The 24,884-nt window shown below is 58.3% G+C and carries 18 protein-coding genes and 1 other RNA gene; 13 read left to right on the top strand and 6 right to left on the bottom strand.

Going from position 1 to position 24,884, the window contains the following annotated elements:
- The first annotated feature begins 48 nt into the window (after positions 1-48).
- The gene (pyrD, locus tag DXXMK7_RS12965) at positions 49-1,056 is read left to right on the top strand and encodes a quinone-dependent dihydroorotate dehydrogenase (protein WP_038919469.1); all 1,008 of its coding nucleotides are present in this window, start codon (positions 49-51) and stop codon (positions 1,054-1,056) included.
- Between the two features lie 400 nt (positions 1,057-1,456).
- On the top strand, positions 1,457-2,011 hold the full coding sequence (locus DXXMK7_RS12960) for a cell division protein ZapC (RefSeq protein WP_038919468.1): 555 nt from the start codon (positions 1,457-1,459) through the stop codon (positions 2,009-2,011).
- 57 nt (positions 2,012-2,068) lie between these two features.
- Here DXXMK7_RS12960 and DXXMK7_RS12955 read toward each other — a convergent pair whose 3' ends face one another.
- A complete protein-coding gene (locus DXXMK7_RS12955; protein ID WP_038919467.1) occupies positions 2,069-3,172 on the bottom strand; it encodes a YcbX family protein in 1,104 nt (367 codons plus the stop codon).
- A gap of 182 nt (positions 3,173-3,354) precedes the next feature.
- On the opposite strand from DXXMK7_RS12955, the gene rlmKL reads away from it, so the two are divergent.
- The 6 genes from rlmKL (at position 3,355) to rmf (ending at position 11,643) form a co-directional block, all read left to right on the top strand.
- Positions 3,355-5,478 (top strand): bifunctional 23S rRNA (guanine(2069)-N(7))-methyltransferase RlmK/23S rRNA (guanine(2445)-N(2))-methyltransferase RlmL, encoded by a 2,124-nt coding sequence (gene rlmKL / locus DXXMK7_RS12950; RefSeq protein WP_038919466.1) that lies wholly within the window; start codon positions 3,355-3,357, stop codon positions 5,476-5,478.
- 5 nt (positions 5,479-5,483) lie between these two features.
- Positions 5,484-7,418 (top strand): ABC transporter ATP-binding protein, encoded by a 1,935-nt coding sequence (locus tag DXXMK7_RS12945; protein WP_038919464.1) that lies wholly within the window; start codon positions 5,484-5,486, stop codon positions 7,416-7,418.
- A gap of 291 nt (positions 7,419-7,709) precedes the next feature.
- Complete coding sequence (pqiA, locus tag DXXMK7_RS12940; RefSeq protein WP_071605212.1) at positions 7,710-8,978, top strand: membrane integrity-associated transporter subunit PqiA; 1,269 nt, start codon at positions 7,710-7,712, stop codon at positions 8,976-8,978.
- Positions 8,965-10,611: an intermembrane transport protein PqiB gene (pqiB, locus tag DXXMK7_RS12935; RefSeq protein WP_038919463.1), complete on the top strand. Its 1,647-nt coding sequence runs from the start codon at positions 8,965-8,967 to the stop codon at positions 10,609-10,611. The genes pqiA and pqiB overlap by 14 nt, the downstream gene beginning before the upstream one ends.
- Positions 10,608-11,171: a membrane integrity-associated transporter subunit PqiC gene (gene pqiC / locus DXXMK7_RS12930; protein WP_038919462.1), complete on the top strand. Its 564-nt coding sequence runs from the start codon at positions 10,608-10,610 to the stop codon at positions 11,169-11,171. The genes pqiB and pqiC overlap by 4 nt, the downstream gene beginning before the upstream one ends.
- Before the next feature lie 304 nt (positions 11,172-11,475).
- Positions 11,476-11,643 (top strand): ribosome modulation factor, encoded by a 168-nt coding sequence (gene rmf, locus DXXMK7_RS21950; protein ID WP_012769408.1) that lies wholly within the window; start codon positions 11,476-11,478, stop codon positions 11,641-11,643.
- A gap of 107 nt (positions 11,644-11,750) precedes the next feature.
- On the opposite strand, the gene DXXMK7_RS12925 is transcribed toward rmf, so the two are convergent.
- Both DXXMK7_RS12925 and DXXMK7_RS12920 read right to left on the bottom strand, forming a co-directional pair.
- Positions 11,751-12,803, bottom strand: coding sequence for a 3-deoxy-7-phosphoheptulonate synthase (locus DXXMK7_RS12925; RefSeq protein WP_038919460.1), 1,053 nt, complete (start codon positions 12,801-12,803; stop codon positions 11,751-11,753).
- A 184-nt stretch (positions 12,804-12,987) separates the two neighbouring features.
- On the bottom strand, positions 12,988-13,809 hold the full coding sequence (locus tag DXXMK7_RS12920; RefSeq protein WP_038668134.1) for a pyruvate, water dikinase regulatory protein: 822 nt from the start codon (positions 13,807-13,809) through the stop codon (positions 12,988-12,990).
- A 316-nt stretch (positions 13,810-14,125) separates the two neighbouring features.
- On the opposite strand from DXXMK7_RS12920, the gene ppsA reads away from it, so the two are divergent.
- Positions 14,126-16,504, top strand: coding sequence for a phosphoenolpyruvate synthase (gene ppsA / locus DXXMK7_RS12915; protein WP_038919459.1), 2,379 nt, complete (start codon positions 14,126-14,128; stop codon positions 16,502-16,504).
- A gap of 168 nt (positions 16,505-16,672) precedes the next feature.
- On the opposite strand, the gene rprA is transcribed toward ppsA, so the two are convergent.
- Together rprA and ydiK are read right to left on the bottom strand one after the other, a co-directional pair.
- Positions 16,673-16,783, bottom strand: an RNA gene (gene rprA / locus DXXMK7_RS21945) — antisense sRNA RprA.
- Between the two features lie 233 nt (positions 16,784-17,016).
- Entirely contained in the window at positions 17,017-18,120 is a 1,104-nt protein-coding gene (gene ydiK / locus DXXMK7_RS12910; RefSeq protein WP_038668139.1) for an AI-2E family transporter YdiK, read from the bottom strand.
- A 337-nt stretch (positions 18,121-18,457) separates the two neighbouring features.
- Between ydiK and DXXMK7_RS12905 the strand changes: the two genes are divergently transcribed.
- Positions 18,458-21,517 carry an FAD-binding and (Fe-S)-binding domain-containing protein gene (locus tag DXXMK7_RS12905; RefSeq protein WP_038919457.1) on the top strand — a complete coding sequence of 1,020 codons (3,060 nt, stop codon included), beginning with the start codon at positions 18,458-18,460 and terminating at the stop codon, positions 21,515-21,517.
- Complete coding sequence (locus DXXMK7_RS12900; protein ID WP_038919456.1) at positions 21,517-21,939, top strand: hotdog fold thioesterase; 423 nt, start codon at positions 21,517-21,519, stop codon at positions 21,937-21,939. Before DXXMK7_RS12905 ends, DXXMK7_RS12900 begins: the two co-directional genes overlap by 1 nt.
- A gap of 69 nt (positions 21,940-22,008) precedes the next feature.
- On the opposite strand, the gene DXXMK7_RS12895 is transcribed toward DXXMK7_RS12900, so the two are convergent.
- On the bottom strand, positions 22,009-22,410 hold the full coding sequence (locus tag DXXMK7_RS12895; RefSeq protein WP_038919455.1) for a hypothetical protein: 402 nt from the start codon (positions 22,408-22,410) through the stop codon (positions 22,009-22,011).
- A gap of 549 nt (positions 22,411-22,959) precedes the next feature.
- On the opposite strand from DXXMK7_RS12895, the gene sufA reads away from it, so the two are divergent.
- Both sufA and sufB read left to right on the top strand, forming a co-directional pair.
- Positions 22,960-23,331 (top strand): Fe-S cluster assembly scaffold SufA, encoded by a 372-nt coding sequence (gene sufA / locus DXXMK7_RS12890; RefSeq protein ID WP_038919454.1) that lies wholly within the window; start codon positions 22,960-22,962, stop codon positions 23,329-23,331.
- A gap of 14 nt (positions 23,332-23,345) precedes the next feature.
- Entirely contained in the window at positions 23,346-24,845 is a 1,500-nt protein-coding gene (gene sufB, locus DXXMK7_RS12885) for a Fe-S cluster assembly protein SufB (protein ID WP_038919453.1), read from the top strand.
- Positions 24,846-24,884 lie beyond the last annotated feature (39 nt).

Below are 24,884 nucleotides of genomic sequence, written 5' to 3'. Positions count from 1 at the left end.
TGGACGATAATACGCCCCCGGTTTGTAACCGGGAATCCAGGAGAAGTCATGTATCCCCTCATTCGTAAAGCGTTATTCCAGCTCGACCCTGAACAGGCGCACGAGTTTACCCTGCATCAGCTGCGCCGCATTACCCACACTCCGTTTGAATGGTTGGTTCGCCAGTCGGTTCCCACCAAGCCGGTGACCTGCATGGGGCTGTCGTTCCGCAATCCGCTGGGGCTGGCCGCCGGGCTGGATAAGGACGGCGAGTGCATCGATGCGCTCGGCGCCATGGGGTTCGGCTTTATTGAAGTAGGCACCGTTACGCCGCGCCCGCAGCCGGGCAATGACAAGCCGCGTTTGTTCCGGGTGGTGGAAGCCGAAGGGCTGATCAACCGCATGGGCTTCAACAATCGCGGGGTGGATAATCTGGTGGAGAATGTCAAACAGTCGCGTTTTGGCGGCGTGCTTGGCATCAATATCGGCAAGAATAAAGACACGCCGGTGGAACAGGGAAAAGACGATTACCTGATTTGTATGGATAAGGCCTATTCCCATGCCGGTTATATTGCCATCAATATTTCCTCTCCCAATACGCCGGGATTACGCACGCTGCAATATGGCGATGCGCTGGATGATTTGTTACAGGCTGTAAAAAATAAACAGGCTGAGCTGCACGCCCATTATCAGAAATATGTGCCGGTCGCGGTAAAAATTGCGCCGGATCTTTCTGAAGAAGAATTGATCCAAATTGCCGACAGTTTGGTGCGCCATAATATTGACGGCGTGATCGCCACCAATACGACGTTGGATCGTCAATTGATCCAGGGGCTGAATCATTGCGGGCAAACCGGTGGATTAAGCGGACGTCCGTTGCAGTCGCGCAGCACCGAAGTGATTCGTCGTCTGTCGCAGGAATTGCAGGGGCGGTTGCCGATTATTGGCGTAGGCGGAATTGATTCGGTGGTCGCCGCCAGAGAAAAATTAGCCGCCGGGGCGACGCTGGTTCAGATTTATAGCGGATTTATTTATCGCGGACCGCGCCTGATTAAAGATATTGTTACCCATATCTGATTTTTTCATTCCTGCTATACGGCGTGGGGGTTTATTTCTCCTCCGCGCTGGTCTATATTTTCTTCGTTTGTGCAAAAATACAGCATCATCGTACCTGATGGGTTATTTTTAACGCGGTCGCACCCGACGAATGGCGTAATACCCTAAATAATTCGAGTTGCAGGAAGGCGGCAAGTGAGTGAATCCCGATGAGCTTACTCAGGTAAGTGATTCGGGTGAACGAACGCAGCCAACACACCTGCAACTTGAAGTATGACGGGAATACCCTAAATAATTCGAGTTGCAGGTATGTTGGTTGCGCTAATTCATTCCGGTTGCTTATTGATGTGGTGGCCGATTATTCATCCGGGCCTGTTTTCCGGTACTTTGGCATCAGCAAGGCATAACTGAAGGTAATACGATGAAATTAATCCCTGACGATAGCTGGCGCTGGTATTTCGATACCGAACAGGCGCGCCTGATGCTCGACTTGGCTAACGGCGTGGTATTCCGTTCCCGTTTTTCTTCCTCAATGCTGACGCCGGATGCCTTTATGCCGAGCGTGTTCTGCGTGGAGGATGCCGCGCTGTTTTTCACCTATCAGGAGAAATGCCAGGCGCTGGCGTTGTCCGCCGAAGCCCGGGCTGAGCTGGTGCTGAATGCGCTGGTGGCTAACCGTTTCCTGAAACCGATGATGCCGAAAAGCTGGCACTTTGTGGCTCAGGGCGCGGCCGCATCATTACCGCAAACCGGCGATCAGGTTAGCGTGCAGTTGAATGAACGCCCGGAGGCGGCGAATTTCATGGTAGTGGAAGCTGGGGATAAAGCCAGCCTGTGCGTGCTGGCGCAGGAGCAGTTGGCAATCAGCGGCAAGACCATGCAACTGGGCGACGCCATCAAAATCATGCATGACCGTCTGCGCCCTGTTGCGGATAAGAACGACGAAACATCGCCGCATTACGCTTTCGCCGGCTAAGAACCTATCTCAATCGGGCTTTTTACCGCCACTCATTCATCACATTACTGGCGGCTGTCAGGCTAACTGGATATCTCCTGCCGGAATGCAACTGCACGCCAGAATCGTCCCGTCTTCGCCCAGCGCGCTGGCTTTCAGCGGCGACACTTCGCCATCGGTCAACGTCAGTCGGCAGCAACCGCACAACCCGGCCCGGCAGGAATAGGGCACGCGGATCCCCTGTTGTTCGAGCTGTTCCAGCAGGATTTGCTGATTGTTGCCGGTAAAGCGCTGACCCTGATACGCGATCTGCACCGCTTTGACGGCGCTGGCCTGCGGCGTCAAACTTTCAGTGGCGGCGCCCGCGCCATAAGGCCGCGGCGGTTTGGTGGCGAGGATCTCGACGCTGTCGCCGGCGCGAATGACGCCGCTGTTGCGGGCGATCAGATTCATGCCGAAATCTACGTCGCCGTTTTCCGCCGTACGGTATTGCTGCAGCGTCGTCAGCGGCTCGCCGGACGGATGACGGCGCCCGCGTTCGACGCTCACCGTGGTCAGGACGCAGCGGCTGCAGGGTTTGGTCACATCGAACACTACTTCGCCGACCCGTACGGTCTGCCAGCTGTCTTCGGCGTAAGCCTCGGCGCCGCTGACGATCAGATTAGGGCGGAACTGCTCGATGCGGATGCCTGCGCTGCAACGGCGGCGCAGATCGTCGAATGAGGCGTCGTTGATCAGCAGGAAAGGGTAGCCGTCGGCAAACCCCAGCGGAATATCCGGGCGGCGTTTGACGCGGCGCGACGGTTCCGGTCCTTGCCAGCGCAGTTGCACCGGACGCTGCAGATAATCGCTCAGCCAGCGGTTAACCGCTTCCGGCGCGATGCGGGCCTGAAAATGGTTGCCCCAGACTTCGGTCGGTGCGGTAGCGGGGGCGAAATCGTCAAAGCGCACCAGGCATGTCCGGCCGTCGGGCGCGGACAGGAAAACGCCATCGTGGGTCAGCGCCGGCGTGAACAGCACCAGTTGCGGAAACTGGCGGGCGGTAATGAAGGTGCCATCGGGCTCGGTGATCATGAAGATGCGGTCAAACGCCAGGCCGCTGGCGCTGGCCATCGCCTGCGACAACTGGATACCGCGCATGGATTTGACCGGGTGAACAAAAAGCCGACTTAACACGATCACGGTGAGGATTTCCTTGCTGACGTAAAGCGGCAACTTTATGACAAGCCGCCGGGATTAGCTATAATGCGCCTCAATTTTCTTTAAGGCTCCCGGTTTTCCTGAGGGCGCGTTTTTCCAGGGCGCTTTCTGGTTGGGGAGCGTTCTTTATTAAGCTAGTTCTTCATTAAGGTAATAGTCGCGATATGAACTCTCTGTTTGCCAGCACGGCGCGTGGTCTGGAAGAATTGTTAAAAAGTGAACTTGAAGCGCTGGGCGCGCAGCATTGCACCGTGGTGCAGGGCGGGGTGCACTTTCAGGGAGACGATCGGCTGCTGTACCAAAGCCTGATGTGGAGCCGGCTGGCGTCGCGCATCCTGCTGCCGCTCAACGAGTTTAAAGTCTACAGCGATCTGGACCTGTATCTGGGCGTGCAGGCGGTGGACTGGAGCTCGGTATTCAGCGTCAACCACACTTTTGCGGTGCATTTCACCGGCACCAATGACGAGATTCGCAACAGCCAGTACGGCGCGCTCAAGGTCAAGGACGCGATTGTGGACAGCTTTAGCCGCAAAACCGGCCAGCGCCCGGACGTCGCCCGTCAGCAGCCCGATATCCGTATTAATGTGTTTCTGCAACGCGAGAAAGCCAGCGTGGCGCTGGACCTGAGCGGCGAGAGCCTGCATCTGCGCGGTTATCGCGAAATGGCCGGGCAGGCGCCGCTGAAGGAGAATCTGGCGGCGGCGATCGTGTTGCGATCCGGCTGGGAAGCCGGCACGCCGATGGTGGATCCGATGTGCGGCTCCGGCACGCTGCTGATTGAGGCGGCAATGATGGCGGCGGATCGCGCGCCCGGTTTGCACCGTCAGCACTGGGGTTTCCTGGCCTGGCAGCAACATAACCCGACGCTGTGGAAAAGCATCACCACCGAGGCGCAGGAGCGCGCCCGGGCCGGCCTGCAAGCCACGTCTTCCCGGTTCTTTGGCTCCGATGTTGACCGCCGCATGGTGGACATTGCCAGCGCTAACGCGCGCCGCGCCGGGGTCAGTTCCCTGATTCGGTTTGAATCCGCCGACGCCACGCAACTGAAAAATCCGCTGCCGCAGGGGCCGACAGGTACGGTGGTCAGCAACCCGCCTTACGGCGAGCGTCTGGAGAGCGAGCCGGCGCTGATTGCGTTGCATAACCTGCTCGGCCGCAAAATGAAAAGCGAATTCGGCGGCTGGAAACTGTCGCTGTTTAGCGCCTCGCCGGAACTGCTCAGTTGCCTGCAACTGCGTGCCGATCGCCAGTTCAAGGCCAAAAACGGCCCGCTGGAGTGCGTACAGAAAAATTATCAACTGGCGGAAAAAGAAGACGGCGCTGAGAACACGGCGACGTTCGCCGAGGATTTCGCCAATCGTCTGCGTAAAAATCTGCGCAAGCTGGAGAAATGGGCCGCGCAGCAGGGGATCGAATGTTATCGCCTGTATGACGCCGACCTGCCGGAATATAACGTGGCGGTGGACCGTTACGGCGAGCGGGTGGTGATTCAGGAGTATGCGCCGCCGAAAAGCGTCGATGCCCAGAAAGCCCGCCAGCGGTTGTTTGATGTGATCAACGCCACCCTGAGCGTGCTGGGGTTGCCCGCCAGCCATCTGGTGCTGAAAACCCGTGAACGTCAAAAAGGCAATAGCCAGTACGAAAAACTGGCCGAGAAAGGCGAGTTTCTGCAGGTATCGGAATTCAACGCCAAACTGTGGGTCAACCTGACCGACTATCTGGACACCGGGCTGTTTCTCGATCACCGCATCGCCCGCCGCATGCTGGGCGAGATGAGCAACGGCAAGGATTTCCTCAACCTGTTCGCCTACACCGGCAGCGCCAGCGTGCACGCCGGGCTGGGCGGCGCGCGTTCCACTACCACGGTGGACATGTCGCGCACTTATCTGGAATGGGCGGAGAAAAACCTGCGCCTCAACGGCCTGACCGGTCGCCAGCACCGGCTGCTCCACGCTGATTGTCTGGCGTGGATGCGCGAGACCCGTGAACAGTTTGACCTGATTTTTATCGACCCGCCGACCTTCTCCAACTCCAAGCGGATGGACGAGTCGTTCGATGTGCAGCGTGACCACCTGATGCTGATGACTCAGCTCAAACGTATGCTGCGCCCCCGCGGCACCATTCTATTTTCCAACAACAAACGCGGATTCCAGATGGATCTGGCCGGACTGGCCGCGCTGGGACTGGAGGCGAAGGAAATTACCGGACAAACCTTGTCGCAGGATTTCGCCCGTAACCGTCAGATTCACAACTGCTGGCTGCTGAAACACGCCGGCGAGGAAAAATAACTACTATGTCATTGATCAACTTATCCGGCGCCTGGCTGTCGTTCAGCGATGCGCCGCTGTTGGACAACACCGAACTGCATATTGAAGACAACGAGCGAGTGTGTCTGGTTGGGCGCAACGGCGCCGGCAAATCTACGTTGCTGAAAATTCTGGCGAAGGAAATACCGCTGGATGACGGCCGACTGGTGTACGAGCAGGATCTGATTGTGGCGCGTTTGCAGCAGGACCCGCCGCGCGATGTGGCCGGCACGGTGTTCGATTTCGTGGCCGAAGGCGTGGCGGCGCAGGCCGAGTATCTGAAAGCCTACCATGTCGCGTTGCGGCTGGTGGGGGAAGACCCCAGCGAGAAAAACCTGAACCAACTGGCGAAGATCCAGGAAGTGCTGGACCATCAGGGGTTGTGGAAGCTGGAAGACCGCATCAACGAGGTGCTGGAGCAACTGGGGCTATCGGCGGACACGCCGCTGTCGGCGCTGTCCGGCGGCTGGCTGCGTAAAGCGGCGCTGGGGCGTGCGCTGGTCAGCGCGCCGCGGGTGCTGTTGCTGGATGAACCCACCAACCACCTGGATATCGATACCATCGACTGGCTGGAAGGCTTCCTCAAGACGTTTTCCGGCAGCATCGTGTTCATTTCCCACGACCGTTCGTTTATCCGCAATATGGCGACCCGCATTGTCGATCTGGATCGCGGCAAGATGGTGTCCTGGCCGGGCGATTACGACAATTACCTGCTGGGTAAAGAAGAGGCGCTGCGGGTGGAAGAACTGCAGAATGCCGAATTCGACCGCAAGCTGGCGCAGGAAGAGGTGTGGATCCGTCAGGGCATCAAGGCCCGTCGTACCCGTAATGAAGGCCGCGTGCGGGCGCTCAAGGCGATGCGTCAGGAACGCGCCGAGCGCCGCGAAGTGATGGGCAGCGCCAAAATGCAGGTGGAAGAAGCGGCCCGCTCCGGCAAGATCGTATTTGAACTGGAAGATGTTCATTATCAGGTGGACGGTAAGACGCTGGCGTCCGGTTTTTCCGCTCAGGTGCAGCGCGGCGATAAAATCGCGCTGGTCGGGCCGAACGGCTGCGGCAAGACCACGCTGCTGAAACTGATGCTGGGGCAACAGGCGCCGACGTCGGGACGCATTCACTGCGGCACCAAGCTGGAAGTGGCGTATTTCGATCAGCATCGCGCCGAGTTGGACCCGGAAAGAACGGTGATGGACAACCTCGCCGAAGGCAAGCAAGAGGTGATGGTCAACGGCCGTCCGCGCCATGTGCTGGGTTATCTGCAGGACTTCCTGTTTCACCCGAAACGCGCCATGACGCCGGTTAAAGCGCTGTCCGGCGGGGAACGCAACCGTCTGCTGCTGGCCCGGTTGTTCCTGAAACCCAGCAACCTGCTGATTCTCGACGAACCGACTAACGATCTGGACGTGGAAACGCTGGAACTGCTGGAAGAGTTGCTGGAAAGTTATCAGGGCACGGTGCTGCTGGTGAGCCATGACCGTCAATTCGTCGACAACTCGGTGACCGAGTGCTGGATTTTTGAAGGGAATGGTCTGATTGGCCGCTATGTCGGCGGCTATTATGATGCCCAGCAACAGCGTGCCTCCGCCGCGCCGCTGCGAACGTCAGCATCGGTAAAAAGCGCGCCTCAGAAAGAAAACCGCAGCAGTGAGAACGTGCAGAGCGCGCCGGCCGCACAGCCAGCTAAACGCGGCGGCGGTAAGCTCAGTTATAACCAGCAGCGTGAACTGGAACAGTTGCCGCAACGTATTGAAGTGCTTGAGGCGGAAATCGAAAACCTGCAACAGCAGATGAACGATCCGGCGTTCTTTTCCCGGTCGCACGATGAAACCCAGCCGGTGCTGACGGCGCTGGCTGAAGCGGAGCAGCAACTGGAAACCTGCTTTGAGCGTTGGGAAACGCTCGAAGCCCAGAAGAATGGCTAAGATATCGCCGGCGTTGACGGGGAGTGGGAATTCCCTGACCTAAACGCGACGCTGAGGCGAGCGCCTGTGTCGGTTGAACCGTCAAACGGGCATCATTAACCATGATTTCGAGGCCAGGGCGGGGCGGCGGTTGCGCCTTTTCCTGGCCTGCGATCGTAGTGGTTGCAAGGAAGCGGTGGTTGTGAAGAAACAAGCTGGCTTATCTCGCATGTTATCGTGCCTGTGCCGCCATAAATCCAGTATCGACAACATCGCGATTTTTCGTATCAGCCAGGCCACCGGAGGCGGCGAATGTGTGTTCATCACCATCACTATGACCGGCATATGCTGTGTCCGCACTGTGACTTGCTGGTAGAGCTGCCGACGTTGCATGATGGGCAGCGCGCGGTGTGTCCACGTTGTAAAACCTCGTTGTCCAGCCGTCAGCGTGAGCCGCGGTGGCGGCCGACCAGCTTTGCGTTTAGCGCGCTGATCATGCTGCTGCTGTCCATGCTATTTCCCTTTGTCTCGATGAGCGTCGCCGGTATTCGCAGCGAAATCACCCTGCTGGAAATCCCGCGGGTGATGGTGGCGGAAAACTATGCCAGCATGGCGACGCTGTTTCTGCTGTTTGCTCAACTAGTGCCGGCCTGTTCCATGGCGGTTATTCTGCTGCTGTGCCTGCGCGTGCCGTTGCCTGATACGGTGCGGCGTCTGTTCACCAAGACGCTGTTCCAGCTGAAAAGCTGGGGCATGGCGGAGATCTTTCTGGCGGGCGTGCTGGTCAGTTTTGTAAAACTGATGTCGTATGGCGATATCGGCATCGGCGCCAGTTTCGTTCCCTATATCGTTTTTTGTCTGTTGCAGTTGCTGGCGTTCCAGAGCCTCGATCGCCGCTGGCTGTGGGATGACGTCGCGCCGCCGCCGCCGATGCCGGCGGGACTGGAAACCGGCCGCAGCGGGCTGGATCAAGGCGTGCGCGCCTGCACCTGCTGTAGCGCTATTCTGCCCGCCGATGAGGTTCGCTGTCCGCGCTGCCATACGCACGGCCATGCCCGGCGGCGTCACAGCCTGCAATGGACGCTGGCGCTGCTGCTGACGTCGGTGCTGCTGTACGTACCCGCCAACGTGATGCCGATTATGGTTACCGAAGCGCTGGGTCATAGCATTACCTCGACGATCATGTCCGGCGTGATCCTACTGTGGGATTCCGGTTCGTGGCCGGTGGCGCTGGTGATTTTCATCGCCAGCATCATGGTGCCGACGCTGAAAATGCTGGCGATGGGCTGGCTGTGCTGGTGCGCCTACGGCTCACGCCGTTACGATACTGAGCGGCTGCATCTGGTGTATGAGGTCGTGGAGTTTGTCGGCCGCTGGTCCATGATCGATGTCTTTGTCATCGCCGTGTTGTCGGCGATGGTGCGTATGGGCCGACTGATGAGCATTTATCCGGCCATCGGCGCGGTGTTGTTTGCCACCGTGGTCATACTGACCATGATTGCTGCGATGACCTTTGACCCCCGCCTGTTGTGGGATCGGCATCACGTGCAAGGAGAGGAGCGTTCCGTTGACGAAAACTAATCAAGGCATGGCGCAGATCGAAAGCATCAAACGCTGGTCGCCGGTATGGATTGTACCGATTGTGACCGTGCTGATTGGCGCCTGGATTCTGTTTTATCACGTGAGTCATCAGGGGCCGGAAATCACGCTGACCACCAGTAACGCCGAAGGGATCGAGGCGGGAAAAACGGCGATCAAGAGCCGCAGCGTGAACGTGGGAGTGGTAGAAAGCGTGATGCTGAGCGAAGACCTGCATCAGGTGGAAATCAAGGCGCGTCTTAACGACGGCATGGATAAACTGCTGAGCAAGGATTCGGCGTTCTGGGTGGTGAAACCGCAGATAGGCCGCGAAGGCGTTTCCGGGCTGGGGACGCTGTTGTCCGGTTCCTTCATCGAGCTTCAGCCGGGGTCCAGCAAGGAGGACAGCCGTGCTTTCAAACTGCTGGATTCGCCGCCGCTGGCGTCGCCTGACGCCAAAGGGATTCGCATCGTCCTGAATAGCGATCAGTCCGGGCAGTTGACCGCCGGCGATCCGGTGTTGTTCCGCGGCTACCGGGTCGGCTCGGTGGAAACCAGCCATTTTGATCCTACGGCCAGAAAGATGCAGTACCAGCTGTTTGTCGCCGCGCCCTATGACCAACTGGTAACGGCGAATGTCCGTTTCTGGAAAGACAGCGGCGTGGCGCTGAATTTATCCGCGCAGGGGATGCGGGTGGAAATGGGGTCGCTCAGCACCTTGCTAAGCGGCGGCGTCAGCTTTGATGTGCCCACTGGTTGGGAGAAGGGCAATCAGTCCCATGAGCGCGACGAATTCCAGCTGTTTGACAACCAGAACAGCATTCAGGACTCGCTGTATACCGAGTACAAAGAATACCTGCTGTTTTTCGATGAGTCGGTACGCGGTCTGCAAGCGGGCGCGCCGGTCGAATTCCGCGGCATCCGGCTGGGAACCGTCGCCGAAGTGCCGTTCTTCCCGCGCAGTCTGCCGCAAAGTTTCGACAGCGACTACCGCATCCCGGTGCTGGTGCGCATCGAGCCGGGCCGGCTGAAACAAGGGCTGCGCGACCAGATCAATCTGGAACAGGAACTGAGCAAGGGCGCCGTATCTGGTCTGCGGGCGTCGATGAAAACCGCCAATCTTCTGACCGGTGCGCTGTACGTGGATCTGGATTTTTATCCGCAGCAGAAAGGCCGCGTGACGTCGCTGGCCTCGATGGAGGGGTATCCGGTGTTGCCGACGGTCAACGGCGGCCTGACGCAGATCCAGCAGAAGCTGATGTCGGTGCTGGATAAAATCAATAACCTGCCGCTCAACCCGATGGTGGAGCAGGCGACGAAGACGCTGGCGGAAAGCCAATCCACCCTGCGCGAACTGCAGAAAACGCTGGCGTCGCTCAACAAGCTTACCAACAGCGAGGCGATGCAGCAGTTGCCGGAGGACTTGCAGCGTACGCTGCGCGAACTGAACCGTAGCCTGCAGGGCGTACAGCCCGGTTCGCCGGCGTATAACCGTATGGTGGGCGATATGCAGCGGCTGGATCAGACGCTGCGTGAATTGCAGCCGTTGCTGCGTACCCTGAACGACAAGAGTAATGCTCTGATCTTCGAGGCACCCGGTGCCCGTGATCCACAACCGAAGAAGGCGAAACCATGATGAAACGATGGCCGTTGTGGCTGGTGTTGTTGCTGGGCGCCTGTAGCAGCCCGCAGAAAGTCTATTATCAACTGCCTGCCGCCACGCAGAGCACCAGCCTCTCGGTTGCGTCGACCGAAGCGCGCCAGCTGTGGGTGGCCCCGGTCACTCTGGTGGATTCGCTGGCAGGGAACGGCATCGTGTTCCAGACTTCGGCGGTGCGTTACACCATCGCGACCAATAATCTGTGGGCCAGCCCGCTGGACCAGCAGTTGCAGCAGGCGCTGGTGGCGTCGTTGCGTAACGGCCTGCCGGGCTGGCATGTCGCCGCCACCGGCGCCGCCAGCGATAGCGCCTCCAGTTTGCAGGTCAATGTGACGGCGTTCCAGGGGCGGTTTGACGGCAAGGCGGTGATTCGCGGCGAGTGGGTGCTGCAGGGGAGTAAACGTGTCGTCACCCAGCCGTTCAACATCGAAGTGCCGCAGGCCGAAGACGGTTATGACGCGCTGATCGGCGCGCTTGGCAAGGGCTGGCAGCAGGTGGCGGAGCAGGTGCGCCAGCGCCTGCAGGCTGGCGCCTGATACCCACCCGACGTGGATACCGGGCTGCCTTATATACCGAGATGAATTGAGTTATAGCAAATACCTCTGGATCCCGTTTTTGTGATCGCGATCGGGTTCCAGGGGTTTTGTTTTTGTCTCAGCCTGTTAGGCCAAAATGTGGCTTTGTCTCACAGAAAATTCTTTATTCTGGTTCACAAATATGACAATGGCGTGAATTTTGCGCCTTGATCTTCGCCTCCCGAATGGCTATTCATAGGGTGTGGTTGCACGAAAAGTAACCACTGTTTTCTTTCCACCAGAGTCGAAATGAGGGAAACAAGGCATGAAGAGACAGAAAAGAGATCGTCTGGCACGGGCGCATTCACGGGGCTACCAGGCTGGTATCGTTGGCCGGTCCAAGGAGCTCTGTCCTTATCAATCGATCGATGCCCGGTCTAACTGGTTGGGAGGTTGGCGAGAGGCCATGGAGGACAGGGCGGCGATTGCCTGATCGCACCTTGTCAATCGAAAAGGGAACAACCTCCGCCGCGGCGGAGGTTTTCTTTTTTAGAGCGCAACGATGCTTCATAGCGGAATGATGCGCCGAATGGCTGTTGGTCAGTCCGCAAAACGACTGTCCACCGCATCCGCCAGCATCGCCAGCAGACGTTCGCTGTCCTGCCAGCCGAGGCAGGCGTCGGTAATCGACTGACCGTAGGTGAGTTGATCCGGATGGTGCAGCGGTTGGGTGCCTTCCACCAGAAAACTCTCCGCCATTACGCCGGCGATAGCGCCGGCGCCGCTGCGAATCTGGTCGCATACCGCCTGCGCTACGGTCAACTGGCGCTGAAATTGCTTCTGACTGTTGCCGTGGCTGAAATCCACCACCAGCCGTTCCGGCAGCGCAAATTCCCGCAGCGCGGCACAGGCTTCGGCAATGTGCTGCTCTTCGTAGTTGGGCGTTTTGCCGCCGCGCAGAATGATATGGCCGAACGGGTTGCCGTGGGTCTGGTACACCGTCATGCGGCCGTGTTTATCCGGCGACAGAAACATGTGGCGCGCCCGGGCGGCGCGGATGGCGTCAACCGCGATGCGCACATTGCCGTCGGTACCGTTCTTGAATCCCACCGGACAGGAGAGGGCGGAGGCCATTTCCCGGTGGATCTGACTCTCGGTGGTTCGTGCGCCGATCGCCCCCCAGCTAATGGTGTCGGCGATATATTGCCCGGTGACGATATCCAGAAACTCGGTGGCGGTCGGCAGGCCGAGCGCGTTGATATCCAGCAACAGCTGGCGCGCCTGCGTCAATCCCTCATTGATCAGGAAACTGCCGTTGAGCAGCGGGTCGGCAATCAGCCCTTTCCAGCCCACCACGGTGCGCGGTTTTTCGAAGTAGGTTCGCATCACGATTTCCAGCCGGTGCTGGTAGGTGGTGCGCAATGCCGCCAGCCGCTGGGCGTATTCTCTGGCGCTATCAATATGGTGAATGGAACACGGGCCAATGATCACCAGTAAACGGCGGTCTTGCCCGGAAAGAATGCGTTCTATGCGTGCGCGCGAGGCGATGACGGTGTCGGCGACATCCGGCGTGAGAGGAAGTGCGGTCAACAGTTCATGGGGCGTCATCAGACTGGCAAGTCGCTCACTGCGCAGCTCATCAGTTGGTTGCATGTGTAGTCTCTGAATGTACGTGGCGCCTATCCCGTTAGGTATAGGCTTTTTATGAATAACCATCAGGTCTGGCAGAAAGCGCGGGGAGGTGGCCGTGGGGCCACCGATATTTTTCCGGGTCCGCCTGGCCGCGATGGCGATAGTCTATCACAGCCAACCCCTTACTCCGATGAGTGAAAAACAGCTAATACATACGTCGATTTATGCCCATCAGGTCGATAATGCGGGCGGAAATCTCTTCCACCGAATAATTAGTGGTGTTGATGTAACGGATTTGATGACGGCGGAACAGCGATTCCACCTCGCTCAGTTCCATACGGCATTGCCGCAGCGAAGCATACCGGCTGTTGCCGCGCCGCTCTTCACGAATGGCCGCCAGCCGTTCGGCGTCGATGGTTAGGCCGAACAGCTTTTGCTGATAAGGCTTGAGCGCTTCCGGCAGCAGCAGGTTGTCCATATCGTCGGCGGTGAAAGGATAGTTGGCGGCCCGGATGCCGAACTGCATCGCCAGATAAAGGCTGGTCGGGGTTTTGCCGCAGCGGGAAACCCCCAGCAGGATCACCTGCGCCTGATCGAGGTTGCGCAACGAGATGCCGTCGTCGTGGGCCAGCGTGTAATCGATCGCGGCGATACGCGCGTCGTATTTGATCAGGTTGTTGGCGGTCAGCCCGTGGGTGCGGTTGGCCACCGGCATCGGCGAAACGTTCAGTTCCTGTTGCAACGGCGCTACCAGCGCCTGCACGATGTCCTGGCAGAATCCTTCGCTGCCGACGATGATATCGCGGATAGCCGGCGTGACAATCGAATAGAACACCAGCGGGCGCACGCCATGCTGACGGTACAGGGTGTCAATCTGCTCGCGGACGGCCGCCGCCCGGGCTTCGTTATCGACGAACGGCAGGGTATAACTGACGGTGCTAACCGGAAACTGGGACATCACCGCGTGACCGAGCACTTCCGCCGTGATGGCGGTGCCGTCGGACACATAAAATACGCTTCTTTCCATACAGACTCCTCCAATGCCTTCGCTGGCTATCATAAGACTTTTGTGCCGGAAATCAGGTGTTTCATGACTTTTTTATTAAAACGCCATTTCATTATCTTCATGATTACGATGGTATTATTCTACAATATTGGGATTTTTCTGACTTTTAGCAATCCAAAACCCTGAATTCCTCTTTTTTTCACCAGGTTGATCGATTCACCTTTCCGTCATTTTTGAAACCCTGTGCTACGCTCATAAAGCCGAAACTCATTCATGGCGAAATATTTCACACCCTAATTCTTTACACCGTAACTGTATGCAAAAAGGATTATTTTCGATGTCTAACAACGGCCCTGATATGCGTAATGTCCTGTGGTATAACCAGCTTGGTATGCACGACGTTGAGCGGGTGGGAGGCAAAAATGCCTCTCTGGGGGAAATGATCACCAATCTGTCGGAACTTGGGGTGTCGGTTCCGAATGGTTTTGCGACAACCGCCCAGGCGTTTAATGACTTTCTCAACCAAAGCGGCATCAACCAGCGGATCTATGAACTGCTGGACCGTACCGATGCCGACGATGTCAGCCAGTTAGCCAAAGCCGGCGCGCAGATCCGCCAGTGGGTCATCGACACGCCGTTCCAGCCGGAGCTGGAGCAGGCAATCCGCGACGCGTACCGGCAACTGGCGGACGGCGAGCCGGACGCGTCGTTCGCGGTGCGTTCTTCCGCCACGGCGGAAGATATGCCGGACGCCTCCTTCGCCGGCCAGCAGGAAACCTTCCTTAACGTACAGGGCATTGATGCCGTGATGGTGGCGGTGAAGCATGTGTTTGCTTCGCTGTTCAACGATCGCGCTATTTCCTATCGCGTGCATCAGGGCTATGACCACCGCGGCGTGGCGTTGTCCGCCGGGGTGCAGCGCATGGTGCGCTCCGATCTGGCGTCTTCCGGCGTGATGTTTACGCTGGATACCGAGTCGGGCTTCGATCAGGTGGTGTTTATTACCGCCGCCTGGGGGCTGGGCGAGATGGTGGTGCAGGGCGCGGTCAACCCGGATGAGTTTTATGTGCACAAACCGACGTTGCTCAGTGGCAAACCGTCGATTGTGCGCCGCAATATGGGATCGAAAAAAATCCGCATGGTGTACGCCGCCACGCAGGAGCACGGCAAGCAGGTGCGGGTGGAGGATGTGGAAGAGGCGCAGCGCACCCGTTTCTGTCTGAGCGATGATGAAGTGCAGGCGCTGGCGCATCAGGCGTTGCTGATTGAAAAACACTACGGCCGTCCGATGGACATTGAATGGGCCAAAGACGGCCACACCGGCAAACTGTATATCGTGCAGGCGCGTCCGGAGACCGTACGTTCCAATGGCCAGGTGATGGAGCGTTATCATTTGCCGGCCGGCGGCAAGGTGCTGGTGGAAGGGCGCGCCATCGGCCATCGCATCGGCGCGGGCGAAGTGAAGATCGTCCATGACATTAGCGAAATGCATCGGGTGAATGCCGGCGACGTGCTGGTGACCGACATGACCGACCCGGACTGGGAACCGATCATGAAAAAAGCGGCGGCGATCGTCACCAACCGCGGCGGGCGGACCTGCCATGCGGCGATCATCGCTCGTGAACTGGGTATTCCGGCGGTGGTGGGCTGCGGCGACGCCACCGAGCGGCTGCAAAGCGGCCAGAAAGTGACGGTATCCTGCGCCGAGGGCGACACCGGCTATGTTTATCAGGACCTGCTGGATTTCACCGTAAAAAGCTCGCAGGTGGATGCCATGCCGTCGTTGCCGCTGAAAATTATGATGAACGTCGGCAACCCGGATCGGGCGTTCGATTTCGCCTGCCTGCCCAACGAAGGGGTGGGGCTGGCGCGGCTGGAGTTCATCATCAACCGCATGATCGGGGTGCATCCGCGCGCCTTGCTGGAGTTTGAACAGCAGACGCCGGAATTGCAGCGCGAAATCCGTATCCTGATGCAGGGATACGATGACCCGGTCGAGTTCTACATCGAACGGCTGAAGGAAGGCATCGCGACGCTGGCGGCGGCATTCTGGCCGAAGCGGGTGATCGTGCGTCTGTCCGACTTCAAGTCCAACGAGTACGCCAACCTGCTGGGCGGCGCGCGCTACGAGCCGGAAGAAGAAAACCCGATGCTAGGCTTCCGCGGCGCCGGTCGTTACGTGTCGCCGGACTTCCGCGCCTGCTTTGCGCTGGAGTGCGAGGCGGTGAAACGGGTGCGCAACGACATGGGGTTGAGCAACGTGGAAGTGATGATCCCGTTTGTGCGCACCGTGGCGCAGGCGCAGGCCGTGGTGGCCGAGCTGGCCAGTCAGGGGCTGAAACGTGGCGAGAACGGTCTGAAAATCATCATGATGTGCGAAATTCCGTCCAACGCGCTGCTGGCGGAGGAATTCCTGCAGCATTTCGACGGTTTCTCCATCGGTTCGAATGACATGACCCAACTGGCGTTGGGGCTGGACCGCGACTCCGGCGTGGTGTCTGAACTGTTTGACGAGCGCAACGACGCGGTGAAAGCGCTGCTGGCGATGGCGATCCGCGCCGCGAAAAAACAGGGCAAGTACGTCGGGATCTGTGGTCAGGGGCCGTCCGACCATGAGGATTTTGCCGCCTGGCTGATGGATGAAGGCATCGACAGCCTGTCGCTGAACCCGGACACCGTGGTGCAGACCTGGCTGAGTCTGGCAGAGAAACGCTAAGCCGTTATCCGTCTATTCGACGTTATTGAAGTCATACCCACCGCCCGCCGCACTGCGCCGGGCGGTTTTTTTATGCTCGCGTTTGGTGATGTGAGATAAGGCGAGTGAAGAAGACGGGAGACAAAAACGGAGCTGGTGCCACAGGACGAGAAAGAGGGAAAGCAACAGATAAAAAAAAGCCCACCTCAGGGGATGGGCAAAGACTACACACAGCAATTCGTTACTAGCTCTGACGAGGAGAAACCTCACTGACAAACATTACGTTAACAATAGCTCCGGGTATGAATACTAGGTTTTGGGGCGATCGGAGTCATTAGGAATCATCCTAATGGTTAATTATTTTTGAATAATAGATTTGTCATGCAAGAATTTTTGTCAGAAAAACTGATCTAATAGCAGATTAACTGCCATAAATGATGAAAATCGGCTGAGAGGTTTCCTAAAAATATAAAATTATCTTACATATTAGGAGTAATCCCGATGCGTGATGCACCGGGAAATGGATGTGAAAATCAGGGTTTCTTGTGGTGGTGAGAAATTGCGCGTATCGGCGGCGGTTCCGGCGACTCTTTCATCCAGGCCGACAGCAGGCGATAAGATACCGCCAGCACGACCGGACCGATAAACAACCCGATCATACCGAATGCCAGCAGGCCGCCGATCACGCCGGACAGGATCAGCAACATCGGCAAATCAGCGCCCATACGAATCAGCAACGGGCGGATGATGTTGTCCAGCGTGCCAACCACGCAGCTCCAGATCAGCAGGATGGTGCCCCAGGTGGTATCGCCGCTCCAGTAGAGCCAGATAATGGCGGGAATCAGCACCGTCAGCGGGCCGATTTGCGCCACGCAGGACAGAAACATCAGTACCGTCAGCAACGTGGTGTAGGGAATCCCGGCCAGCGCCAGACCAATGCCGCCCAGCACCGACTGCACAATCGCCGTCACCACCACCCCGAGGGCGACCGCCCGGATGGCTTGCGCCGCCAGAATCACCGCCGAGTCGCCGCCCTGACGCCCGAGGCGAATGGCGAAACGACGTACACCCAGCGCGACCTGGTCCCCCTTGCTGTACAGCAGTACGCTGAACAGCACCATCAGGGCGCAGTGCATCAGGAAACGGCCGATATGCGCCGCCTGTGATACCACCCAGGAAGCGGTCTGGCCGATATAGGGCTGGATTTTGGCCATCAGCGCCGGGCCGCCGCTGTGCGCCAGTGAATACCAACTGCTGTGCAGCTTGGCGCCCACCAGCGGGATGGACTGCAGCCAGTCCAGCTCCGGCGGGGTAATCCGCCCCTGCGCGCCGATCCAGCTAATCAGATTCGACGCGTTGTCAATCACGCTACTGACCAGAATCGAGGTCGGGAACACGAACAGCAGCACCAGCAGCACGGTCATGACCAGCACCGCCAGCGAGCGGGATCCCCAAAGTATTTGTTGCAGACGGATTAACAGCGGCCAGGTGGCGATGACCACCATACTGGCCCAGGCAAAGCCGAGGATAAACGGTTGCACCACCCAGAAACAGGCAATAATCAAAATACCAATAAACAACAAGCTGAACAGGATTCGCGCGAGGTCGAATCGCTGTGACTGAGATTGTTTCATCAAGAGAGGTTACCTCGTTAATTCAGGCGACAGGCCTAATGCAAAATGATGAAAACGGGGCTGGCTGTCGTCCCTGATGGCTGATAATGCAAAGGATTTGAGCCAGAATTTATCATGCGTGATTTCCGCCGGTTTGCACAGTGATTCCTGACCGGGAGGGCGAATCGTCAGCGTTATGCCGCGGGCGCGCCAGCCGCCGCAACCCTAAGTTTTTATTGATCCATTAACGCACAGCCGGGGGAAATGTGATAAAACGAAGGGGCCGCGGATGGCCGACGCGTCGCCTGCCGGCATTTAGTTTATTGGCAAACACCTCTCGCACGGACAGGGTCAACACATAATGATCCCACAGATCACACAAGCGCCGGGAATCGTTCAACCGGTGCTGAGCTTTTTGGAAGCCTTGAAGCAAAACGGTTTTACCGGCGATATCGCCACTCAGTACGCCGACCGCCTGACGATGGCGACGGATAACAGTATTTATCAACTGCTGCCGGACGCGGTGGTTTTTCCCCGTTCTACCGCCGACGTGGCGCTGCTGGCCCGTCTGGCTGATGAGGAGCGCTTTCGCGAGCTGGTCTTCACGCCGCGCGGCGGCGGCACCGGCACCAACGGGCAGGCGCTCAATCACGGGATTGTGGTGGATATGTCCCGCTACATGAACCGTATTCTGGAAATCAACCCGGAGCAGGGCTGGGTACGGGTGGAAGCCGGGGTTATCAAGGATCAACTGAACCAGTACCTCAAGCCGTTCGGCTACTTTTTTGCGCCGGAGCTGTCTACCAGCAACCGCGCCACGCTCGGCGGCATGATCAATACCGACGCCTCGGGGCAGGGCTCGCTGGTGTATGGCAAAACCTCGGATCATGTACTGGGGCTGCGCGCGGTGCTGCCAGGCGGCGAACTGCTGGATACCCAGGCGATGCCGGTGGCGCTGGCGGAACAGCTGGCGCAGGACGATTCGCCGATCGGTCGCATTTATCACACCGTATTGCATCGCTGCCGTGAACGCCGCGAGCTGATTATAGAAAAGTTCCCCAAACTGAACCGCTTCCTGACCGGTTACGACCTGCGTCATGTTTTCAGCGATGACATGCAAACGTTTGACCTGACTCGCATCCTGACCGGCGCCGAGGGGACGCTGGCGTTCATTACCGAAGCGAAGCTGGATATCACGCCGTTGCCCAAGGTGCGGCGGCTGGTCAACGTCAAATATGACTCGTTTGATTCCGCGCTGCGCAACGCGCCGTTTATGGTGGAGGCGCGGGCGCTGTCGGTGGAAACGGTGGACTCGAAGGTGCTGAATCTGGCGCGCGAAGACATCGTGTGGCACTCGGTCAGCGAACTGATTACCGATGTGCCCGGCGAGGAGATGCTGGGGCTGAACATTGTCGAGTTCGCCGGCGACGACGAGCCGCTTATCGACAGTCAGGTGGCGTCGTTGTGCGAACGTCTGGATGGGCTGCTGGCTGCCCGCGAGGCGGGGGTGATCGGTTATCAGATTTGCCGCGATCTGGCGGGTATCGAACGCATTTACGGCATGCGCAAGAAAGCGGTCGGCCTGCTGGGCAACAGCAAAGGGCTGGCGAAACCGATTCCGTTTGCCGAAGACACCTGCGTGCCGCCTCAGCATCTGGCGGATTACATCGCCGAGTTCCGCACGTTGCTGGACAGTCACCATTTGAGTTACGGCATGTTTGGTCACGTGGACGCCGGTGTGCTGCATGTGCGCCCGGCGCTGGATATGTGCGACCCGCAGCAGGAAGTGCTGATGAAGCAGCTGTCCGATCAAATCGTGGCGCTGACCGCCAAATATGGCGGTTTGCTGTGGGGCGAACACGGCAAAGGCTTCCGCGCCGAATACAGCCCGGCATTCTTCGGTCCGGAGCTGTATGAAGAATTGCGCCGGGTCAAGGCGGCATTCGACCCGGACAACCGCCTCAACCCCGGCAAGATCTGTGCGCCGCTGGGAGTGGACGCGCCGATGATGCAGGTGGATGCGGTGAAACGCGGCACCTACGATCGGCAGATTCCGCTGACGGTGCGCACCGCGTACCGCGGCGCGATGGAGTGCAACGGCAACGGCCTGTGCTTTAACTTCGATACCCGCAGCCCGATGTGCCCGTCGATGAAAATCACCGGCAACCGTATTCATTCGCCCAAAGGTCGCGCCACGCTGGTGCGCGAGTGGCTGCGACTGCTGTCGGAGCAGGGGGTGGATCCGCTGGCGCTGGAAAACGCGCTGCCGCATCAGCGCGTCAGTTTCCGCGGGCTGATCGCCAAAACCCGCAACACGCTGGCCGCGCGTCAGGGCGTGTATGACTTCTCGCACGAGGTCAAAGAGGCGATGTCCGGCTGTCTGGCGTGCAAAGCTTGCTCCACCCAGTGCCCGATCAAGATTGACGTTCCCGGTTTTCGCGCGCGTTTCCTGCAACTGTACCACACCCGCTATCTGCGGCCGGCGCGGGATTATCTGGTGGCCGGCGTGGAAAGTTATGCTCCGCTGATGGCGCACAGCCCGAAAACCTTCAACTTTTTCCTGCGCCAGCCGTGGGTGAATGCGGTCAGCCGCAAGTTCATCGGCATGGTGGATTTGCCGTTGCTGTCGACGCCGTCGCTGCGCCAGCAATTTGTCGGCCACCGGGTGATGACCACCACGCTGGAACAGCTGGAGCAGATGTCGCCGCAGGCGCGTGCCGATCATGTGCTGATCGTGCAGGATCCGTTTACCAGCTATTACGACGCGCAGGTGGTGGCGGATTTTGTCCGGCTGGTGGAAAAGCTGGGGTTGCGACCGGTGCTGCTGCCGTTTTCGCCGAACGGCAAGCCGCAGCATATCAAAGGATTTCTGCAGCGCTTTGCCAAAACCGCCGGTAAAACCGCGGAATTCCTCAACCGGGTGGCCCGTCTTGGCCTGCCGATGGTGGGGGTGGATCCGGCGCTGGTGCTATGCTACCGGGATGAGTACCGGGAAGTGCTGGGCGATCGGCGCGGCGATTTTCAGGTGCAACTGGTGCATGAGTGGTTAACGGCGCTACTGACCCGCCGCGACGATCGCGCGCCGGCGCTGCGCGACGAACCGTGGTATCTGTTCGGTCACTGCACCGAAACCACGGCGCTGCCGGCCAGCGGGCAACAGTGGTCGGCCATTTTTGCCCATTTCGGCGCCCGGCTGGAAAACGTCAGCGTCGGTTGTTGCGGCATGGCGGGCACCTATGGTCATGAGAGCCGTAATCTGGCGCACTCTCAGGGGATCTATGCTCTCTCCTGGCAGCCGTCCCTGCAACGGTTGCCGCAGGCGCGCTGTCTGACCACCGGCTACTCCTGCCGCAGTCAGGTTAAGCGTATGGAAGGGCGTGGGTTGAAACATCCGTTGCAGGCGTTGCTGGAGCTGGTGTGATGCTGTGGAAACGTACCGTAGATATTGAGCAGTTGAATCAGATGGCGGTGGACGGCATGGCCGGTCATATCGGCATCCGCATGACGCGCCTGACCGACGATACGCTGGAAGGCGTGATGCCGGTGGATCATCGCACGCGTCAGCCTTTCGGGCTGTTGCATGGCGGTGCATCGGTGGCGCTGGCGGAATCGCTGGGGTCGATCGCCGGTTATCTGTGTTCGGAAGGCGAGCAGCGGGTGGTGGGGGTGGAAATCAACGCCAACCATCTGCGCGCGGTAACGGAAGGTGAGGTGCGCGGCGTTTGCCGCGCGCTGCACACCGGCAAACGGATGCAGGTCTGGCAGATTGATATTTTTGACAGCCGGGATCGGTTGTGTTGCACCTCGCGGTTGACTACGGCGGTGATCACGCCGGACGCCTGACCTCCCGCCAATCGTTACGCTGCTGTCGGGCACCCGGCCCGGCAGCCTCTCTCTTCAGGGTATAAAACTTCAGGGGATAAACGCCACCCGCTGCATAAAATCGGTTTGGAACGCGGTGGCTTTGTCCCAGTTGCCCATTAGGCTGAATTGCGTGCAGATGCGCTGCAACGTCTGGCGTGCAAAGTAGTAACTCTGTACCCGGAACAGGTGGTCGCGCTCGGCATTGTTGATTTCATGAATCAGGCGCTGGTGGATCTTGATCAGGCTGAACAGGTAACTGTTTTCGTCGCCCTGCTGCTGGCTCAGCTCCGCCATTTGAACGCCGGTCAGGTAGTAGTGCCGCAATTCGCCAATCTCGCCGTCATCCCGCTCCAGCGATAACTCCGCCAGATAAAATTCCATCGTGGCATTCCGCAATTGCCGCCGGTAGTCATCAATCTGCGTCTGCAACCAGGCTCTGAACGGGAACATGTTCGGCACCTCATATATTAAATAAGAATCATTATCATATTTTTAAGCGCCTCATCATGCAACGCTCCGGTGTGCATTCACCGGCAAGAGGCGATCGCGATCGCATTTTCTGCATGAAACGTGCTGAATTTATCATCATGTGCTTGCGGCGGAGAATTTTTGGCATGGCAGGGGCGTTCAAAAAATAGACTGATTCAGAGGTGTTATACTGATGATAAGAGAATGTTGATAGCACTAACAGGTAAAACCATAGGTATAAATTATCAATTTTTGCTATATCAATAGTCAGTTATTGGTTTTCGGGGCGGTGAGCGCCGAAACACCGCTTGTGGATGGCGCTTACTGAACCCTGTAACCGGGAAAAGCCCCGCTATCATCAGGAAAAGCCCCCACAATCACCCGGTTGATGTAGTAATAATTATCATTAACATTGTGTGAGTTCTGACAGTATCGATATCCGAATCGATCAAGCCGAAGGAAACGGATGTCATGCGGTCGGTATCACAGCCCGCCGTGCGGGGGGCAATAACAGTAAACGAGGTGATTCCGATGCAAACGCACGATGTAGAAACTTTTTCACTGGACGAACAGGCATGGCAGGGATTGACGCTGACCGATAGCGCCGTGGCCCATATCAGTAACCTGATGCGGCGGGATGAGTCGGTGCAGGGTATCCGGCTGACGGTTAAGCAGTCGGGTTGTGCGGGTTTCGGTTATGTACTGGAACTGGTGCATCAGCCTGATCCCACCGATCTGCTCTATCAGCGCGAAAGCGCGCGATTGTTCATTCCGCTCAAGGCGATGCCGTTTCTCGACGGTACGGAAGTGGATTTTGTTCAGGAAGGCATCAATCAGGTATTCAAATTCAACAATCCCAAAGCCCGACATGCCTGTGGGTGTGGCGAAAGTTTTGGGCTTTAAGCGGCGACACGATTATGGCGCGTAGTAATGTAGACGTATCCGACGATGTCCAGACCTGGCTCGATGACGGCCGTTATAAAGAGGGCTTTTTCACCGAGCTGGCGATGGACCAACTGGCCCACGGCATCAATGAAGACGTGGTGCGGGCGATTTCCGCCAGACGTAATGAACCGGAGTGGATGCTGGAGTTCCGGCTCAGCGCCTACCGGGCCTGGTTGCAGATGGAGGAACCGCACTGGCTGAAAGCGCATTACGAGCGGTTGAACTATCAGGACTACAGCTATTACTCCGCGCCCTCCTGCGGGCAGTGCGACGACAGCTGCGGTTCCCAGCCGGGCGCACAGCAACAGCCGGCCGGCGATGTCGCCCACAGCAATTACCTGACCCGCGAAGTGGAGGACGCTTTCGACAAATTGGGCGTACCGGTACGGGAAGGCAAAGACGTGGCGGTCGACGCCATTTTCGATTCGGTATCCGTCGCCACCACCTATAGGGATGAACTGGCGAAGCAGGGCATCATTTTCTGTTCGTTCAGCGAAGCGATTCAGGAACATCCGCAACTGGTGCGCCAGTATCTGGGCACGGTGGTGCCCGCCAACGACAATTTCTTCGCCGCGCTGAACGCCGCGGTGGCGTCGGACGGCACCTTTGTCTACATCCCGAAAGGGGTACGCTGCCCGATGGAGCTGTCGACCTATTTCCGCATCAACGCCGCCAAGACCGGTCAGTTCGAGCGCACCATTCTGATTGCCGACGACGACAGTTATGTCAGCTATATCGAGGGCTGTTCAGCGCCGGTGCGCGACAGTTACCAACTGCATGCGGCGGTGGTGGAAGTGATCGTCAACAAGAATGCCGAAGTGAAATATTCCACGGTGCAGAACTGGTTCTCCGGCCAGGGCAGCGAAGGCGGCATTCTCAACTTCGTGACCAAACGCGCGCTGTGCGCCGGCGATCATTCGCGTATGTCGTGGACGCAATCGGAAACCGGGTCGGCGATCACCTGGAAATACCCGAGCGTGATCCTGCGCGGCGACTACTCGGTGGGCGAATTCTTCTCGGTGGCGCTGACCAGCGGTCACCAGCAGGCGGATACCGGCACCAAGATGATCCATATCGGCAAGAACACCCGCTCGACCATCATCGCCAAGGGGATTTCCGCCGGACGCAGCGAGAACACCTATCGCGGGCTGGTGAAGATCATGCCCAGCGCCACCAATGCACGCAATTTCACCCAGTGCGATTCGATGCTGATCGGCAGCGACTGCGGCGCGCACACCTTTCCCTACGTGGAGGTGAGGAACAACAGCGCACAGCTGGAACACGAAGCCACCACTTCGCGCATCGGCGAGGATCAACTGTTCTATTGCCTGCAACGCGGTATCAGCGAAGACGACGCTATCTCGATGATAGTCAACGGTTTCTGCAAAGATGTGTTCTCGGAGCTGCCGCTGGAGTTCGCGGTGGAAGCCCAGAAATTGTTGTCCATCAGCCTCGAACACAGTGTGGGTTGATGATGCGCCAACACCACGGCACGCCATGCACCGCGCAGC

It is taken from the genome of Dickeya sp. MK7 (assembly GCF_000406305.1).
Classification (GTDB): Bacteria; Pseudomonadota; Gammaproteobacteria; order Enterobacterales; family Enterobacteriaceae; genus Dickeya; species Dickeya fangzhongdai.
Note: the sequence above shows the minus strand (reverse complement) of the source record. Positions and strands in the feature narration are given on the sequence as shown.